Origin of the sequence: Asanoa sp. NPDC049573, from assembly GCF_040676615.1 — a bacterium.
Taxonomy (GTDB): domain Bacteria; phylum Actinomycetota; class Actinomycetes; order Mycobacteriales; family Micromonosporaceae; genus Asanoa.
The window spans coordinates 336,185-353,440 of sequence record NZ_JBFAPI010000001.1; the positions used below are offsets into that span (position 1 = coordinate 336,185).

The 17,256-nt window shown below is 68.7% G+C and carries 18 protein-coding genes; 8 read left to right on the forward strand and 10 right to left on the reverse strand.

What is annotated here, in order from left to right:
- Window positions 1-5: 5 nt before the first annotated feature.
- On the reverse strand, window positions 6-1,625 hold the full coding sequence (gene pgi, locus AB0J74_RS01560; protein ID WP_363443117.1) for a glucose-6-phosphate isomerase: 1,620 nt from the start codon (window positions 1,623-1,625) through the stop codon (window positions 6-8).
- 427 nt (window positions 1,626-2,052) lie between these two features.
- On the opposite strand from pgi, the gene AB0J74_RS01565 reads away from it, so the two are divergent.
- Together AB0J74_RS01565 and AB0J74_RS01570 are read left to right on the forward strand one after the other, a co-directional pair.
- Window positions 2,053-3,858 (forward strand): DUF262 domain-containing protein, encoded by a 1,806-nt coding sequence (locus tag AB0J74_RS01565; protein ID WP_363443119.1) that lies wholly within the window; start codon window positions 2,053-2,055, stop codon window positions 3,856-3,858.
- Window positions 3,858-4,880, forward strand: a complete 1,023-nt coding sequence (locus tag AB0J74_RS01570; protein WP_363443121.1) for a CBS domain-containing protein — start codon at window positions 3,858-3,860, stop codon at window positions 4,878-4,880. Before AB0J74_RS01565 ends, AB0J74_RS01570 begins: the two co-directional genes overlap by 1 nt.
- A 427-nt stretch (window positions 4,881-5,307) precedes the next feature.
- Here the strand turns inward: AB0J74_RS01570 and AB0J74_RS01575 are convergent, their stop codons facing one another.
- Together AB0J74_RS01575 and AB0J74_RS01580 are read right to left on the reverse strand one after the other, a co-directional pair.
- Window positions 5,308-5,916: a CatB-related O-acetyltransferase gene (locus tag AB0J74_RS01575; RefSeq protein WP_363444033.1), complete on the reverse strand. Its 609-nt coding sequence runs from the start codon at window positions 5,914-5,916 to the stop codon at window positions 5,308-5,310.
- A gap of 29 nt (window positions 5,917-5,945) precedes the next feature.
- Window positions 5,946-6,158 carry a DUF2007 domain-containing protein gene (locus AB0J74_RS01580; RefSeq protein ID WP_363443123.1) on the reverse strand — a complete coding sequence of 71 codons (213 nt, stop codon included), beginning with the start codon at window positions 6,156-6,158 and terminating at the stop codon, window positions 5,946-5,948.
- A 204-nt stretch (window positions 6,159-6,362) separates the two neighbouring features.
- Between AB0J74_RS01580 and AB0J74_RS01585 the strand changes: the two genes are divergently transcribed.
- Together AB0J74_RS01585 and AB0J74_RS01590 are read left to right on the forward strand one after the other, a co-directional pair.
- Window positions 6,363-6,656: a hypothetical protein gene (locus AB0J74_RS01585; protein ID WP_363443125.1), complete on the forward strand. Its 294-nt coding sequence runs from the start codon at window positions 6,363-6,365 to the stop codon at window positions 6,654-6,656.
- Window positions 6,657-6,660: 4 nt separating this feature from the next.
- On the forward strand, window positions 6,661-7,479 hold the full coding sequence (locus AB0J74_RS01590; protein WP_363443127.1) for an enoyl-CoA hydratase/isomerase family protein: 819 nt from the start codon (window positions 6,661-6,663) through the stop codon (window positions 7,477-7,479).
- A gap of 28 nt (window positions 7,480-7,507) precedes the next feature.
- On the opposite strand, the gene AB0J74_RS01595 is transcribed toward AB0J74_RS01590, so the two are convergent.
- On the reverse strand, window positions 7,508-8,101 hold the full coding sequence (locus AB0J74_RS01595) for a CGNR zinc finger domain-containing protein (RefSeq protein ID WP_363443129.1): 594 nt from the start codon (window positions 8,099-8,101) through the stop codon (window positions 7,508-7,510).
- A gap of 56 nt (window positions 8,102-8,157) precedes the next feature.
- On the opposite strand from AB0J74_RS01595, the gene AB0J74_RS01600 reads away from it, so the two are divergent.
- Complete coding sequence (locus AB0J74_RS01600) at window positions 8,158-8,547, forward strand: RidA family protein (protein WP_363443131.1); 390 nt, start codon at window positions 8,158-8,160, stop codon at window positions 8,545-8,547.
- A 188-nt stretch (window positions 8,548-8,735) separates the two neighbouring features.
- A complete protein-coding gene (locus AB0J74_RS01605; RefSeq protein WP_363443133.1) occupies window positions 8,736-9,665 on the forward strand; it encodes a GNAT family N-acetyltransferase in 930 nt (309 codons plus the stop codon).
- Window positions 9,666-9,712: 47 nt separating this feature from the next.
- Here AB0J74_RS01605 and AB0J74_RS01610 read toward each other — a convergent pair whose 3' ends face one another.
- The 4 genes from AB0J74_RS01610 to AB0J74_RS01625 form a co-directional block, all read right to left on the reverse strand.
- Window positions 9,713-11,335 carry a sodium:solute symporter gene (locus AB0J74_RS01610; RefSeq protein WP_363443135.1) on the reverse strand — a complete coding sequence of 541 codons (1,623 nt, stop codon included), beginning with the start codon at window positions 11,333-11,335 and terminating at the stop codon, window positions 9,713-9,715.
- Entirely contained in the window at window positions 11,326-11,541 is a 216-nt protein-coding gene (locus AB0J74_RS01615) for a DUF3311 domain-containing protein (protein WP_363443137.1), read from the reverse strand. The genes AB0J74_RS01610 and AB0J74_RS01615 overlap by 10 nt, the downstream gene beginning before the upstream one ends.
- Before the next feature lie 106 nt (window positions 11,542-11,647).
- The gene (locus tag AB0J74_RS01620) at window positions 11,648-12,523 is read right to left on the reverse strand and encodes a LysR family transcriptional regulator (protein WP_363443139.1); all 876 of its coding nucleotides are present in this window, start codon (window positions 12,521-12,523) and stop codon (window positions 11,648-11,650) included.
- Complete coding sequence (locus AB0J74_RS01625) at window positions 12,520-13,389, reverse strand: LysR family transcriptional regulator (protein ID WP_363443141.1); 870 nt, start codon at window positions 13,387-13,389, stop codon at window positions 12,520-12,522. Before AB0J74_RS01625 ends, AB0J74_RS01620 begins: the two co-directional genes overlap by 4 nt.
- Window positions 13,390-13,498: 109 nt before the next feature.
- On the opposite strand from AB0J74_RS01625, the gene AB0J74_RS01630 reads away from it, so the two are divergent.
- Together AB0J74_RS01630 and AB0J74_RS01635 are read left to right on the forward strand one after the other, a co-directional pair.
- Window positions 13,499-14,785, forward strand: a complete 1,287-nt coding sequence (locus AB0J74_RS01630) for a hemolysin family protein (RefSeq protein WP_363443143.1) — start codon at window positions 13,499-13,501, stop codon at window positions 14,783-14,785.
- A gap of 24 nt (window positions 14,786-14,809) precedes the next feature.
- On the forward strand, window positions 14,810-15,817 hold the full coding sequence (locus AB0J74_RS01635; RefSeq protein ID WP_363443145.1) for a TerC/Alx family metal homeostasis membrane protein: 1,008 nt from the start codon (window positions 14,810-14,812) through the stop codon (window positions 15,815-15,817).
- Between the two features lie 80 nt (window positions 15,818-15,897).
- On the opposite strand, the gene AB0J74_RS01640 is transcribed toward AB0J74_RS01635, so the two are convergent.
- Together AB0J74_RS01640 and AB0J74_RS01645 are read right to left on the reverse strand one after the other, a co-directional pair.
- Complete coding sequence (locus AB0J74_RS01640) at window positions 15,898-16,308, reverse strand: TIGR03618 family F420-dependent PPOX class oxidoreductase (RefSeq protein WP_363443147.1); 411 nt, start codon at window positions 16,306-16,308, stop codon at window positions 15,898-15,900.
- 56 nt (window positions 16,309-16,364) lie between these two features.
- Complete coding sequence (locus tag AB0J74_RS01645) at window positions 16,365-17,180, reverse strand: SAM-dependent methyltransferase (protein ID WP_363443149.1); 816 nt, start codon at window positions 17,178-17,180, stop codon at window positions 16,365-16,367.
- Window positions 17,181-17,256 lie beyond the last annotated feature (76 nt).

Consider the following 17,256-nt stretch of genomic DNA (forward strand, 5'->3'; position numbering starts at 1 on the left):
CCGGGTCAGCCTTTCAAGGCCCGATAGCGGCGGATCAGCGCGGCGGTCGAGGAGTCGAGGTCGGCGGCGATGTCGCCGGTGCCGGTCAGTTCGGGGATGATCCGCACGGCGAGGACCTTGCCGAGTTCGACACCCCACTGGTCGAACGAGTCGATGCCCCAGATCGTGCCCTGGGTGAACACGCTGTGCTCGTAGAGCGCGACCAGGGCGCCGAGCAGCCGCGGGCTGAGCCGCTCGGCCAGCAGCACGTTGCTGGGCCGGTTGCCCTCCATCACCCGGTGTGGCACGACGTCGTCGGCGGTGCCCTCGGCGCGTACCTCCTCCTCGGTCTTGCCGAAGGCCAGCGCCTGTGCCTGCGCGAACACGTTGGAGGAGAGGATGTCGTGGTGGTCGCGGAGCGGGTTGAGCGTCTTGCCGAACCCGATCAGGTCGACCGGGATGAGCCGGGTGCCCTGGTGGAGCAGTTGGTAGAAGCTGTGCTGGCCGTTGGTGCCCGGCTCACCCCAGTAGACGGGGCCGGTGTCGTAGTCGACGCGCCGGCCGTCGCGGGTGACGTGCTTGCCGTTGGACTCCATGGTCAACTGCTGCAGATAGGCCGGGAACCGTTTGAGGTATTGCTCGTAGGGCAGCACGCCGACGCTCTGCACGCCGAAGAAGTTGACGTACCAGACGGTCAGCAGGCCCATCAGCGCCGGCAGGTTCTTCTCCAGCGGCGCCGTGCGGAAGTGCTCGTCCATCTCGTGGAACCCGGCCAGCAGGTCGGCGAAGCCCGCCGGACCGACAGCGATCATGGTGGACAGCCCGATGGCCGAGTCCATCGAGTAGCGGCCGCCGACCCAGTCCCAGAAGCCGAACATGTTGGCGGTGTCGATGCCGAACTCGGCGACCCGGTCGGCGTTGGTCGACACCGCGACGAAGTGCTTGGCGACCGCGGCCTCGTCGCCGAGTTGGCCGACCACCCAGTCGCGCGCGGAGTGCGCGTTGGTCAGCGTCTCCAGCGTGCCGAACGTCTTGGAGGAGACGATGAACAGCGTCTCCTCGGCCGACAGGTCGCGGGTCGCCTCCACGAAGTCGGTCGAGTCCACGTTGGACACGAACCGGAACGTCAGGTCGCGCTGGGTGTAGCTGCGCAGCGCCTCGTAGGCCATCACCGGGCCGAGGTCGGAGCCGCCGATGCCCACGTTGACGACGTTGCGGATGCGCTTGCCGGTGTGGCCGCGCCAGTCACCGGAGCGGACGCGGTCGGCGAACGCGGCCATCCGGTCGAGCACCTCGTGCACCTGCGCCACCACGTCGACGCCGTCGACCACCAGCGAGGTGCCCTTGGGCATCCGCAGCGCGACGTGCAGCACCGAGCGGTGCTCGGAGGTGTTGATCGGGGCACCGGCGAACATCAGGTCGCGCCGCTGCTCCACCTCGCACTCGCGGGCCAACTGGACGAGCAGCCGCAGCGTCTCGTCGGTGATCCGGTTCTTCGAGTAGTCGAGATAGAGCCCGGCGGCCTCCGCGCGCAGTCGCTCGCCGCGGCCCGGGTCGTCGGCGAACAACTCGCGCAGGTGCCGCCCGCCGACCTCGGCGTGGTGCGCGGCGAGGGCCCTCCAGGCGGGGCGCTCGCGGAGCGGCATCGTCGACATCGTTCCCCCGATCGGGTCGGACGGCTGAGTCGGTCTGGGGCAAGCGCGCGCTCTCCCCGCGAGGCCCGATGTTACCGGCGTGCCAGGTCGGCCCCGGCGGTTCGCCACGCCGACGGGCGGAGGGGGCCTGGCGTCGCCGCATGGGCGCATGCCTTCGATCTTTTTGGCATCGGTGGCGTGCGCCGGTGGTTACTCGTAGCGCCGCAGCGCCTGACGCCGCTCCATTACGAGGTGATGGTGCACGCGGGCCTGCGCACGACACGGGTATGCGATCCTCGTCGAGCTGACCCGCGCTGAGCCAACTGACGGTCGCCCATGCTCGGCGGCAGACAGCGCTTCCTCTTCCCTTGACTCGGTCTGAAACCGATCGATATTCTGACCGGTCGCTCTCTTGCCAGATTCTCAGGGGGAACGCCCGGTGGCTCTCGACAGTCCAAAGCTCCAAAAGGTCTTAGAAGACATCAAGTCCGGAGTGCTGCAGCTACCGGACTTTCAACGTGAATGGAAGTGGGACGACCAGCGTATCCGTGAGCTGATCGCGACGGTGACCTTGGACTACCCCCTCGGTGTTGTCATGACGTTAGAGACTGGGGGTAAGAAGCCGTTTCGGCCCCGGACGCTTACGGGTGCCGAGACCGCCCGATCTGTCACCCCGGATCTATTGCTGCTGGATGGTCAGCAGCGGTTGACCTCGCTGTTCCAAGCTTTGCATCTCGATCAGCCCGTGCGGACCGTCGACGAACGTAATAAAGAGCTCGAGCGCTGGTACTACGTGGATATACCCAAGGCTATCGGCGGATCGACGGATCGAGACGAGGCGATTGTGTCCGTCCCGAAGGAAAGGGTCCTTCGGTCAAACTTCGCTCGAACAGTGGATCTTGATCTCAGGGGTCGGACCTTGGAGTGCCAAGCGAAGTACTTCCCGCTGAGCGCTGTCTTTGACAGCGACCGGGTGACGGCTTGGCAGAAAGAGTTCGTCCTCATGGACGACGCCAACTGGGGCCTGTGGGCCCAGTTCGATCAGCGGATCCTGCACAACATTCGATCGTTCCAGATCCCGATGATCAAGCTCGCGGCCACGACTACCAAGGACGCGGTTTGCTCCGTGTTCGAGCGGGTGAACACCGGTGGTGTTCCCTTGAACGTTTTTGAGTTACTGACTGCTACTTATGCCGGTGACGGCGATTACGAGGACGCCCACGGCGACTACTACCGGCTGCCGGATGCTTGGCAGGATATCAAGAAAAGTTTGGTCACTTCGTATCCCGTCTTCGGGCGCATCGAGCAGGGGGTCGAGGACGGGCTTAGTAGTAGCGATTTTCTACAGGCAGTCACGCTGGTCAATACCTGGGAACGCAAGCGGGAGAGAGTGGCCACGGCCGTGTCCTGCAAGCGCCGCGAGCTTCTGAACCTGCCCCTAGCTGACTTCATCCGGATCGCTCCGCGGGTGGCGAACGCGTTCGAGTGGGTCGGAGAGTTTCTCGGCGAGCAGTGCATCGTGCGCCAGACCGACTTGCCCTACCGGACTCAACTCGTGCCTATGGCGGCGGTGCGGGCGATTCTCGGCGAGCAGGTGGACGAGCCGAGCACTCGCGACCTCATGACCCGCTGGTACTGGTGTGGCGTATTGGGAGAAATGTACGGCGGAGCTACAGAGAGCCGCTTCACTCGTGATGTCGAGCAACTCGTCGCCGCGGGCGAGGGCGGAACGCGCGCTCTGCCGGACACCGTTACTGAGGCGGCCTTCCTCGCCGACCGCCTGGACACCCTTACTACCCGCAACAGTGCGGCCTACAAGGGAATTTACGCCCTACTCGTCAAGCAGGGTGCGGTCGACTGGTTCCACAATGAAGGACCCCTCACTGCTGGCGGCCTTCTGCAACATGGCGTCGACATCCGGCAGGTGTTTTCGAAGGCGTGGCTCGCTCGGCACGCCACTGGCGACTACAGAGGAAACTCCATCGTGAACAAGACCCCGCTGTCATATCGTGCGAGTAAGAGCTTGGTCGGCTCACCGTCGAGTTACCTCCGTATGCTCGCCCGGGAGACCGGGACGCCGCCAGAGTGGTTCGACGATGTGGTTGCCACCCATGTGATGAACCCAGCTCTCCTCCACCAGGACGACTTCGATAGCTTCTACGTGGACCGTTCTGCGCGACTGGTCGAACTGGTCAACGAGGCCATGGGCAAGCGAACTGTCTTTCGCGACGAGTCGGACCGTTGATGATGAGCGGAGCCCAGCGCCCCAGTCGCCGTCAACTGCTTGCGCTGAAAGGTCAGACCCTACGAGTCTCCGAACTGCTTGCGCTGTTCGGCGAGCGAGTGCGCAACTATCAAACGGTGCCTCTGATTCAGGAGGCGCTACAAGAGGTAGGGCTCGATACCCATCCGTCGTTCACGACTTGTGGACTAATGACGGACATGTTGGTCGTCGCGTATAACCCTGCGCCATTAGCTGACGACGCGGGCGACGATGAAGTTCCGACCGGAACATTGCCGCAGCAGTCCTTCAAGATTGGCGACATCCCTTCGGCTCGCGAGGGCATCGTCGCGGTCAAATCCACAGCCTTGCTTAGTAACGCCACCCACACGATGCGCCAGAAGAACTATTCGCAACTACCGGTGATTGACGGCCTTGCCGACCTTAAAGGCGTCATCACATGGAGCTCGATCACTGCCCGGTATGAAAAGGGCGAGACGCCAACCCTTGCGAACTCGATGGTCAAGGACTCGATTCCGTTGGCAGAGGTCCATCAGGAGCTCTTCACACACCTGCCCGAGCTCCGACAGTATGGGTATCTGCTGGTGCGAGAGAACAGCGGCAACTTCGTGGGCATCATCACCGCAGCAGACATCACCACCCGATTCCACACCCTTGCATTGCCGTTTTTCCTTGTTGGCGAAATCGAGTTTCGCCTGCGCGTCTGCCTCGGCCCAAAATTGACTGGCGATCCAGTTCGAGTTGTCAAGGGGCCAAGTCATTCGGGAGACTTCTCGAAGTTGATGTTTGGGGAGTATATTAAATTGCTTGACGGGGATCAGTCGAACGAGAACCTTCGACTAAGCGCCAATGACAACTGGAAGGCCCTAGGTTGGGGCGGAGTTGACCGAGCGCAGTTCGTTTCCCAACTTAATAGGGTCCGGGTGATACGCAACCAGATTGCGCACTTCGATGAAAAGCCGCTCGACATGCTGCAGATTGACGAGTTGAGAGAGTTTTCTGGTCTCCTAAAACAGCTTCTTTAAGAGTGTGTCGAGTCGTCCCGCGCAGGTCCGGAAACAAATGCTGGCGCGGCCATGAACGAGGCGATGGGCTACGGAGATGAGGCCTCGAGGGTCACCCTGCCACGATCTCGTGCCGCATGTGAAGGCACCCTGGGCGAATGATGGGCGGTCCGGGTTATCGGCGCCGGCCGAGGCCAGGTGACCCGCCGCGCCATGTGCGCGTGTCACGACCCGGGCCGAATTCGATGTCGTCGGTCGGCGGCCGGTCTTCCAGTTCCGCCTTCGCGAGCTCGATCCGATCGGCTCGGATCCGGGCGTCACGGCGCTCGCGTCGTTCGACGACCTCGTCGCTCGGCTGACGCGGGCGGCCCTTTGCGCTGGCGCTCATAGCTGGTGAGCCTTGCATTTCGAGGGGATCTGTTCAAGGCGGACTCGCGCGACAGGCGCGCTACCGAAGCGGCGGTGCGGCCGCCTCGAGGTCGTCGATGGTGCCCGACATGATGGTGCGGACGTGCGCGGTGATGTGCTCGGTCGGCCAGTCCCACCAGGCAAGGGCCAGCAGGCGGGCCACGGTCTCGTCGTCGTAGCGGCGGCGGATGAGTTTCGCCGGGTTGCCGCCGACGATGCCGTAGTCGGGGACGTCGTCGACGACCACCGAGCCCGTCGCGATGATCGCGCCGCTGCCGATGCGTACGCCTGGCATGACCATCGCCTGATACCCGAACCAGACGTCGTTGCCGACCACCGTGTCGCCCCGGGCGGGTAGGCCGGTGATGAGGTCGAAGTGGTCGGCCCAGCCGCCGCCCATGATGGGGAAGGGGAACGTCCGCGGGCCGTCCATGCGGTGGTTGGCGCCGTTCATGATGAAGCGCACGCCCTCGCCCAGCGCGCAGAACCTGCCGATGACCAGCCGCTCCGGCCCGTAGTGGTAGAGCACGTTGCGGGTCTGCCAGGCGGTCGGGTCGTCCGGGTCGTCGTAGTAGGTGAACTCGCCGACCTCGATCAGCGGCGACTTGACCAGCGGCTTGAGCAGCACGACGCGCGGCTGGTCGGGCATCGGATGCAGGACCGTGGGGTCGGGCGCGGTCACTCGAGGTCCGCGAGGATGCGCCGGGCCTCGGCCTCGTCTTCAGGAGCGACCAGCACGCGTACGCCGTCCTGCTGCAGTTGCGGTTCCAGCCCGCCCACGTCGTCGGCGATGAAGGCGGCCCGCAGGCCGTGGCCGCGCAGCAGGCCCACCGCCAGCTCCGCCTCGATGCGGCTGGTGACGATCGCGACCGTGACCGGGGCACTGTCCACCCCACCGACCCTAGGTCGGGCACCCGGCCGGGCCCAAACCGCGGGTAGGGCGCCGGCGTGTCCGGTGCACCGGCCGGCTCGTGTTCACCCTGCCCGCGGCACCGACGTGGCGCCCGACGACATCCTCCACTCCGTCGGGCCCACCTCGAGACCGTCTAGCGCGATCGCGACAGAACGGGACGATTTTCGCGTACGCTCGGCGACGTGATCGACACCGACGAGCTGGTGCGGCCCAACGCCGCGTTCGCCGGCAGCGGCGCGTTCGTCGATCTTCCGCTGCGCTCCGACCTGGCGGCCTTTCCCGAGCTGCTGGCCGAGTTCTTCGAGATCCAGGTCGCCGAGCTCGACTCGAAGGCCGTGCTCGACCCGCGCACCGCGGTCGCCATCGACGGCGACATCATGCGGCGCGCGCAGCCGCCCGGAACCCCGGTGGTGGGCCTGGTCTACGACGTACACACCGGACTCGTCGAGGTCGCTGGCCCGCACACGGAGCGGTGACCCGGTGCCACAGTTCGAGATCACGCACGAGTCGCCGTCGTTCTGGCGCGTCGCGTTCGACAACCCGCCGGTCAACGTCTTCGGCGGAGCGGCCATCATCGAGCTGCGCGCCCTGCTCGACGCGGCCGAGAACGACCCCGAGCTGACCGTCATCGTGTTCGAGAGCGCGAACCCCGACTACTTCATCGCGCACTGGGACCTGACCGACGACCTCGCCCGCCTGGCCGACGAGCCGCCGCCGGTCACCGGCCAGCAGCCGTTCGTCGACATGCTGATCCGCCTGAGCAAGCTCTCGGTGCTGACGATCAGCAAGCTCCGCGGCCGGGCCCGCGGCGCCGGCAGCGAGTTCCTGCTCGCGACGGACATCCGCTTCGCCAGCCGCGAGCGCACCCTGATCGGCCAGTTCGAGATGGGCGCGGGCAGCGTCCCACCGGGCGGCGGCGCCCCGGCCCGCCTGCCGCGGCTGGTCGGCCGCGGCCGCGCACTGGAGATCCTCGTCGGCGCCCAGGACTTCGACGGTGACCTGGCCGAGCGCTACGGCTACGTGAACCGCGCGGTCCCGGACGCGGATCTCGACGCGTTCGTCACGGCGTTCGCGACGCGGGTCTCGGCGTTCGACCGCTCCTCGGTGGCGGAGCTGAAGTCCTGGGTGGACGCCATCACGCTGCCCGACAACGGCGAGTTCCCGCAGCAGGCGGCCGCGTTCGCCGCCCACCTGGGCGGGCCGCGCTATCAGAGCTGGGCCGCCCACGCCTTCGAGGCCGGCCTACAACAACCGGGCGACCTGGAAGAAAGGCTCGGCGCGCGCTCGGTCGAGTTCTGACCTCGCTCCGGGCAACTCAGGCGGCGGCTCAGGTGGTTCGCCGCGCGCGGAGGGCGCGCAGTTTGTGGCGGTTGCCGCAGCGTTCCATCGAGCACCAGCGGCGGGCGCCCGGGCGCGACGAGTCGACGAACACCAGCGGACAGTTGTCGCTGGCGCACTCGCGGATGCGGTCGGCGAGCGGCCCTGACAGCAGCTCGATCATCTCACGCGCCATAGTGGACAGTGCCTGCGTCGCACGGACCGGCGGTGCCCACGTCGCCGTCGTGTCGGTGGTCAGTGCGGGCTGCAGCGGTGCCGCCCTAGCGGCCCGGTTGATGGCCGCCACCGCGGCGGTCGGCAGGGGTTGGCCCGCCGCGCGGGCGTGTGCCGCCTCCCAGATCGCCTGGCGCAGCGTGCGGGCCGCCGTGAGGTCGGCGGGGGACACCGGCACCGTGAGCACCGCGCCCAGCGGCGGCGCGGACAGCCATTCCGCGAGATCCGCCGGCTCGTGCAGGGTTTCGAACACCGCATAGCGGCCCTCGCCACCACTGTGCGCGAAGTCGAGGCAGACGGCGCCGGCGTCGTACCAGAACGATCCGCCCTTGGGGTCGTTCAACAGCCGTCCGGTTGCGCTCCCTCGCATGACACCACTATAACTGGTGTTGGACAGGCACCGCTATCCACCGAGGAGGCACGGCAATGGGTGTACGGCACATCAACCCCGAAGGCATGCACCGCAGCCCCGCGTTCAGCCAGGCGGTCGTGGTCGAGCGGCCGACCAAGACGATCTACATCGGCGGGCAGAACGGTGTCGACGCCGACGGCAAGGTCGTCGGGCCGACCGTGGGGGAGCAGTCCCTCCAGGCGTTCCGCAACCTCGCCACGATCCTGGAGAGCGAGGGCGCGACCCTGGCCAACATCGTGCACTGGCGGATCGCGACCGTGGAGGGGCACTCGTTCGACGAGGGTGTCGCGGCGTTCCAGCAGATCTGGAACCGGGCCGACCCGCCGCCGGCGATCACCGTGCACGTCGTCGCCGGCCTGGCCGCCGGGGTGCTGGTCGAGATCGACGCCGTCGCCGTCGTCTGAAAACCGGGTTGCGGCGCGGTCGTCCGGTCCGGTATCTCTATGCGTCGAAAGGCTCCGCACGTGCGAGCCGCCTGAGACGAGAGGAGGACGAGCAGATGAACGCCATCGTCGTGCCCGTGCCTTCGCTCGCGTCGCCGCCGCGCTGACGTGAGTTCCGGAGACGGGCACACCACGCAAGGAATGTGCCCATGACTGTGCTCCTGCGCCCGATCACCGGGCCGGACGAGCTGCCACTCTTCCGCCAACTCACCTACCAACTCGACAAGGAACTCGCCCGCGACCTCGCCGAGGGGCGCCGCCGGCCGGAATGGCTGTGGGTCGCCCTCCGCGACGACCGGGTGGTCGCCCGCCTCGGCTGGTGGACGATCCGTGCGGGCGAAGACCCGTACGTCCTCGATTTCTTCGATTTCGACGACTCGCCCGGCAGTGTCGACGTCGCCCTGAAGCTGTTCGAGGCGGCCACCGCCGCGGTCTTCCCGGCGGGCGGCACCCTGCCGCAATACATCCGCTTCACCCCGCCCGACTGGCACGACGACCCGGCGGCCAACCAGGTCGTCACCGCCCGGATCGCCGCGCTGGAAAGCACCGGCGCGAAACTGCTCGTCGAGCGGCTCCGTCTGGAGTGGCTGCCCGAGCGCGGCGTCCCCGAGGTGGGCACGCCGCGGCTGAGCTTCCGCCCGGTCAACGACCGCGCCGACCTGGTCGCGTTGCTGACCGACGTGCTGGAGGGCACCCTCGACGCGCACAGCCAGGCCGAACTCGGCCGGATGAGCGCGGCGGAGCAGGCCGCACAGCAATACGACGAGGAGCTGCTGGGCTACCCGTCACCGCGCGACTGGTGGCGGATCGGCGTGCTCGACGACGGCACGCCGGTCGGCTTCGTGATCCCGGCCCGCAACAGCTACAACCCGATCATCGCCTACATCGGCGTGGTGCCCGCACACCGCGGCAAGGGCTACATCGACGAGTTGCTGGCCGAGGGCACGCGGCTGCTGGCGGCGCAAGACGTCCCCCGCGTCCGTGCGGCCACCGACGTCGGCAACGTGCCGATGGCCAAGGCCTTCGCCCGGGCCGGCTACCACGTCTTCGAACGCCAGATCGACATGACCTGGGAGTAGCGCGCGAGCACTGACCGCCAGCCCGGACAGCTGGCGGTCAGTGCGCGCTAACCCGGTCGCCGCGCGGCGTGGGCGCCGACCGGTCTTGCCGGCAGGCCGTCGAGGATCTCGTCCAGGCGCTTGACCATCGGGTCGTCGACGTCGGCCACGTAGTCGTCCGGCCGGGTGGCGTCCACGCCGCGCGGCACCCGCATCAGCCGCAGCAGCAGGGTCAGCACGGTCGCGACCACCAGGTTGATCCCGAGCGCGACGACGCCGACATAGATCGTCGCGCCCGTGTCGCCGACCGCCATCGTCGAGCCGCCGAAGTGTGCCTTCACCACGCGGCCGCCGGCGCCGATCTGTTGGATGTCCCAGAGCAGCACCAGGCTCGCGACCAGACCCGTCACCAGGCCGCCGATCAGGGCCCGCCAGTCGAACCACGCCGTGGCCAGGCCCAGGAAGACGGCCGGGATGGTCTGCAGGATGATCACGCCCCCGATGAGTTGCAGGTCGACCGCGTAAGAGGGCTGCAGCAGCAGGATGAACGCGACGGCGCCGAACTTGACCACGAGGGAGGCCCAGCGGCTGACCCGGGCCTCTTCCGCCGTCGACGCGTCCGGCCGCAGGTAGGTGCGGTAGATCGAGCGGGTGAACGCGTTCGCCGCCGAGATCGACATCACCGCCGCGGGGATGAGCGCCGCCACGCCCAGCGCCGCCAGCGCGATTCCGGCCGACCAGGCCGGGAAGAGTTGGTGGAACATCTGCGGCATGATCGTGTTGAGGTCGCCGTCCTGTGGCCGCACGCCCTCCGACAGGGCGAAGAAGCCGAGCAGGGCCATCAGCGCGAGTACGAGACAGTAGACCGGCGACGCCGCGATGTTGCGCCGGATCGTCGAGCGGTCCTTGGCCGCCAGCATGCCGGTGAGGGCGTGCGGATACGCGAAGATCGACAGCACCGAGCCCAGGACCAGCGTGATGAAGCCCAACTGGCCCGTCGGCGCGAGCAGCAGCCCGTCGCCCGGTGACGGCGTGCTGGCGAAATAGCCGCCGGCGCGCTGGAAGATCTGCTCCCAGCCGCTCGACATGGTGACCACCAGGAGCGCGGAGAGGACGACCCAGGCCAGCAGGATGTCCTTGGCGATGGACAGCAGCGCCGGCGCACGCAGGCCCGACCGGAACGTGCTCAGCGAGACGACGAGGACCGCGATCAGCAGCGGCCACTCGCCGGCCACGCCCACCGTGCGCAGCACGGCTTTGAGCGCCAGCAACTGCACGGCGACATAGGGCATCGTCGCGATGATGCCGGTCACCGCGATCAGGGCGCCCAGGCCCGTCGAACCGAACCGGGCGCGGGCGAACTCGCCCGGCGTCAGCAGCCCGTGCCGGTGCGCCACGGACCAGATCCGGGCGGTGAACACGAATGCCAACGGCGTGGTGATGATGGCGAACGGCACCGCGAAGAAGCCGATCGCGCCGGCGCCGTAGGTCAGAGCCGGAACAGCGACGAAGGTGTACGCGGAATACATCGTCCCGCCGAGCAGGAACCAGGTGACCCAGTTGCCGAAGGCCCGCCCGCCGACGCCCCACTCCTCGAGACTGTGGATGTCGTGCGGGCGCCGCCAACTCGCCGCGGCGAAACCGAGCAGCAGCATCGCGCACAGCAGCGCGACGAAGACCGTCACTTCCATGCGGGCCGCCGCTCACGGGTGGCCAGGTGCACCACGGTCAGCAGCGCCATCGAGAGGACCGCGCACATCAACTGCCACCAATAGAAGAACGGCAGCCCCCACAACCGCGGCTCCAAGCGGTTGTAGAGCGGAGTGAGCAGGGGAGCGACCGTCGGCGGGACCAGGAGCAGGTACCACATGCGGGACGGGCGAGCGCGCCGCGCCATCGGCTCCTCCTTTGATATCGACCGACGGGACGCGCTTGATCACAAACCGTGTGCAACGAGAAAGCAAAGACGAATTGTCACTGTCCCCATAGGCGCGTTACATGCGTCAATGGCCGCGAACCAGGCGGTCGGCCAGCAGCCGGGCGGCCGGCGACAGGCTGTCCGAGCGAAAAAGCAGCCCGTAGCTGATGTCGATCGGTGGGTCGAGCCGCCGGACCACCGCGCCCTCGGCGGCCGCCACCCGCGCGTAGGGGTCGGACACGAACGCCACGCCGGCGCCGGCGAGCACGAGCGGCACGATCGCCTCCCGGTGTGCGCTGCGGACCGCGGGCCGCATCACCACACCGTGCCGCACCAGCGCGGCCCGGATCGTCGTCCGCGCCGCGGTGAACTCCTTCAAGGTGTCGACGACGGTCATGCCGGACAGGGCCGCGAGCGGGAGCGGGTCGGGATAGGCGGGACCCGCGGGCAGGATGAGGTTGACGCAGCGTGTTCCCAGCGGATGGGCGCGCAGATCCGGATGCCGGACCGGCAGGTAGGTCAGGCCGACCTCGCAGTGCCCGTCGACGAGCAGCCGCACCATCTCGTCTTCGTCGTTGGGCCCGAACAGCCGGACCGACATGTCGGGCCGCGCCTGCCGGAGGTCGGCCAGCGCCCCGGCCAGATCCAGGGCCAGCACATCGTGCACGGCGAGGTTGAGCACCCCGAGCGTGGACAGGTCGGGACCGCGTACGGCGGCCCGCGCGGCGTCGACGTCGTCGAGTACCCGCCGGGCGGGGTCGAGCAGCGCCCTGCCGTCGGCCGTGAGGGTGAGCCCGCGATGCCGGCGCTCGAACAGCGTCACGCCGAGTTCGCGTTCCAGCGCCCGGATCGACTGCGACAGCGACGGTTGCGCCACCCGCAGCGCGGCCGCCGCGCCGCTCACGCTGCCGTGCTCGACGACGGCCACGAAGTAGGCCAGGCGGCGGATGTCCACGCTCACCCGCGCACGTGGTCGACGAACGCGGCGGCGATCGCGGTCAGCTCGACCGGCCGGTGGACCAGCCCGTAGGCGAGGTGCAGGGGCGGGTCGACCGCGCGCACGACCGCGCCGCGCGCGGCGATCGCGGCCGCGCCCGCGTCGGGCAGGAACGTGGCGCCCACGCCCGCGAGCACCAGCGCCCCCGACAGGTCGCGCTGGCCGTTCTCGACCACCAGGTGGGGCTGGACACCGCGGGTGCGCAGGGCCGCCTTGATCAACCGGCGCTGGCTCGACCCGGGCGGCACGCCGATCAGCGGCCGGCCGTCGAGGACGCTCAGCGGCACCCGCTTCTCGGGCAGCCGGGTGCCGGGCGGGAAGGCCAGCACGAACGCGTGCCGCCCGAGTTCGATCGTGGTGAGGTCGTCGAGTGGCGCCGACAGGTAGGCCAGGCCCACCTCGCTGACCCCGTCGCGGATCCGGGTGACCACCGGGTCGTCGTCGGCCGACCGGTCCGGCGCCCGGTCGAGGTGCACCCGCACGTCGGGATGCGCGGCGACGAACGACCCGACCAGGCCGGCTCCCGGATGGGTGGCCAGCGGCGCGCCGGCGACCAGTTTCAGCACGGGCTGCTCGTGGCCGCCGACCGACGCCCCGAGCCGCGCGATGTCGTGCATCAGCTGCCGGGCCGGCCCGACGAACCGGCGCCCGGCGCCGGACGGCACGACGCCGTGCGAGGCGCGCCGGAACAGCGCCACACCGAGTTCGCGCTCCAGCGCCTTGACCGACTGCGAAAGCGTCGGCTGGGCCAGGCCGAGTGCGGCGGCCGCCCGGCCGAACCCGCCGTGCTCGACCACCGCCAGGAAGTTGCGCACCTGACGCGGGTCCATTGCGACAGTGTTACGCGGGCCGGTCCGCCACGGAAGGCCCGCGTTTTGTGGCCGAACGGCTCGGGCATGGGAGTCTACTGTCGTTAGGCCGATCGGTGGAGGGGACGCTGTGGGGGGTTATGGGCTGCAGGTCGCCCTCGTACTCGTGCTGGTGTTGCTCAATGCGGTTTTCGCCGGAAGCGAAATGGCGCTCGTGTCATTGCGGGAGAGCCAGATCCGCCGGCTGGAGCGCGCCTCGCGGGCCGGCCGGGTGCTGGCCCGCCTCGCCGGCGACCCCAACCGCTTCCTGGCCACCATCCAGATCGGCATCACCCTGGCCGGCTTCCTCGCCTCCGCCGCCGCGGCCGTCTCCCTGGCCCAGCCGCTGATCAAGCCGCTCGGCTTTCTGGGCAACGGCGCCGAGCCGGCCGCGATCGTCGTGGTCACCATCGTGCTCACGTTCTTCACGCTCGTCTTCGGCGAACTCGCGCCCAAGCGCATCGCCATGCAGCGGGCCGAGGGCTGGGCGCTCATGGTGGCCCGTCCGCTCGACCTGCTGTCGACGGTCTCCCGGCCGCTGGTCTGGCTGCTCGGCAAGACCGGCAACCTGGTGGTCCGGCTGGCCGGTGGGGACCCCGACGCGGCCCGTGAGGAGGTCAGCACCGAGGAACTGCGCGACATGGTCGAGGCGCAGCAGACGATCCCGGCCGACCAACGGATGATCATCAGCGGCGCGTTCGAGGTCGCCGACCGGGTCCTGCGCGAGGTGCTGACCCCGCGCGGCGCGGTGTTCACACTGCCGGCGGGCACCCCGGCCGGCGAGGCGCTGCGGATGATCGCCGGTGCCGGCCAGTCCCGGGCGCCGGTGGTCGGGCCGGACGGGCTCGACGACGTGCTCGGCACGGTGCACATCCGCGACCTGGTCGACGCCGACGGCACGGTCGCGCAACACGCGTACCCGGCCGTGTTCCTGCCCGAAACGCTCAAGGTCACCGACGCCATCCGGCAACTCCGCGTGCAACGCCAGCAACTCGCGGTGGTGGTCGACGAGCGGGGCGCGGTCGACGGGATCGTCACCATGGAAGACCTGGTCGAGGAGATCGTCGGCGAGATCTACGACGAGACCGACCGCGACGTGCAGGCGGTGGTGCGAAAGGCTGACGGGGAGATGCTGCTGGTCGGCACGTACCCGATCCACGATCTGTCCGATATCGGTGTCGACCTCGGCGACGACGAGCCGCGCGACTACATCACCGTGGCCGGCCTGCTGCTGGCCCGGCTCGGCCACATCCCGACGGCGCCGGGGGAGACGGTCGACCTGCCGGGCTTCACCGCGGAGGTCGCCGAGGTGACGGGGCGGGCCATCACCCGGGTCCGCCTCCGGCCCAGGGTGGACGCGGTAGGGCAAGCTAGCTGATCAAAGGCGACGGAGAGGACCGGCATGCTGGAGGTCAGTGCCCTCGGTTGGACGATCACGATCCTGGCCATCCTGGCGCTGTTGGCGCTCGACCTGATCATCGGGACGCTCAAGCCGCACGCGGTCGGGTTCAAGGAGGCGGTCGCCTGGTCGGTGTTCTACATCGGCGTGGCGGTCGCGTTCGGCGTCATCTTCGCCTCGATCTCCGGCTGGGAGTTCGGCACCCAGTACTTCGCCGGCTGGCTGGTCGAGAAGAGCCTCTCGGTCGACAACCTCTTCGTCTTCGTGATCATCATGACCACGTTCGCGGTGCCGGCGGCGCATCAGCAACGGGTGCTGACGTTCGGCATCGTGCTCGCGCTCGCCTTCCGGGTGGTCTTCATCCTGCTCGGCGCCGCGCTGCTGTCGCTGTTCTCGGTGATGTTCCTGATCTTCGGCCTGATCCTGATCTACACGGCGATCCAGCTCTACCGACACCGGGACCAGGACCCAGATGCCGACAACGCGTTGGTACGGGCGACCCGCCGCATCGTCCCGATCACCGACGACTACCGCGACGGCAAGCTGTTCACGAAGGAGGCCGGCAAGCGCGTCGCGACGCCGCTGTTCGTGGTGCTGATCGCCATCGGCAGCACCGACCTGCTGTTCGCGCTCGACTCGATCCCGGCCGTCTTCGGCGTGACCTCGGAGACCTACATCGTCTTCACCGCCAACGCCTTCGCGCTGCTCGGCCTGCGCGCGCTGTTCTTCCTCGTGCAGGGCCTGCTCGACCGGTTGATCTACCTGTCCAGCGGCCTCGCGCTGATCCTCGGTTTCATCGGCGTCAAGCTGGCCCTGCACTGGGCGCACGAAGACATCTCGAAGAGCGTCTGGGAGATCTCGACCAACCTGTCGCTGCTGGTCATCGCGGGCGTACTGACCGTCACGACGGTGGCCAGCCTGGTCGCGGTGCGGCGCGACCCGAGCAGGAAGGCACACGCCGGCTCGCTGCGCGACCACCGCGAGCCCGAGCGAGGGACCGATGACCGTTGACCGGGGTGCCCATGTGCCCTTCCGGGCGATCGGGTCGGCGCTGGCCCGACGCGGGGACCGGGCGGTCACCAGACCGGACCTCACGCGTCCTTGAGTTCGCCCCACCCGTGCCAGCGGTCGATCTCGACGTGGGCGACCACGCGCGGGCTCTCCCGGTTCGGGTACGCGTTGCCGGTGTATTGCCGGGACAGCCGATCGATGCCGGCCAGCCCGATGTCGTCGACGATGGAAACGACCCGGCCCTGCAGGCTCACGTGGGTGTACCAGTCGTCGCGGGCCAGCACCGTCAGGGAGACCCGCGGGTCGGCGTGCAGGTGCTTGAGCCGCGCCCGTTTCGCGTCGAGGCCGAGCAGCACCCGGCCGTCGTCCTCGAGCAGGTACCAGGTCGCGACGGTCACCGGACGCCCGTCGGCGGCGACGGTGGCCATGACCGCGGGGTTGGGCTGCCGCAGGAGCGCGACGACGCGTTCCGGCAAGGGTGTGGATGGCATGGTCCAAGCCTAGCCCGCAAGATCCGCTGTAGCGCGCGGACCACCGCCGGCCGCGGTCAGGGGAGTCGGGCGACGCCGCCCAGGCAGGCGCTCTGGGCGGGGTCGTCGGTGAAGTCTGTCGGGTCGTCGGGCTCCGGGTGCCATTGCGGCACCCACACCAGGCCCGGCTCGACGAGTTCCAGGCCGGTGAAGAACCGCAGGACCCCGTCGCGGCTGCGGGGGGAGAGCTGGCTCGCCGTGTCGCGCTTGTAGAGGTCTTTGGCGCCGTCGAGCTGTGTGGCCCGGTCGGGCATGCCCTCGACCGAGCCGTGTGACAGCAGCAGGTAGCTGCCGGAGGGCAGGGCGGCCAGCAGCGTCGCCACGATGTCTGCCGCCTGGTCGTCGTCGGGGACGAAGTGCAGCACCGCGGACAGGAGCAGCGCGATCGGGCGGTCGAAGTCGAGCGTGGCCCGGACGGCCGGGTGGTCGAGGATCGACCGGGGTTCGCGCGCGTCGGCCCGGATCGCGGTCGCGGCCTCGTTGCCGGCGAGCAGGTCGAGGCTCTCCGAGACCGCGACGGGGTCGATGTCGACGTAGACCACCCGTGCTTCGGGCTGGATCTGCTGCGCGACCTCGTGGACGTTGCCCTCGGTGGGGATGCCGGAGCCGATGTCGAGGAACTGCGCGATGCCGGCGGTGGCGACGTGCCGGACGGCCCTGCGCAGGAAGGCCCGGTTGTTGCGGGCGCCGGCCCGCACCATGGGGAACAGCTCGATCATCTTCTGGGCCGCCTGCCGGTCGGCCTCGAAGTTGTAGGTGCCGCCGAGGAAGTAGTCGTAGATGCGGGCCGCCGTGGCCGGCTTCGACGCGCGATCCTTCGGTTCTCGCAGCACGTCGCCAGCCTCCGGTCGGGTCATCGGCCTCCGCAAGCGTCCACTATGCACCATGAGTGGGTATGCGCGCAGCCCC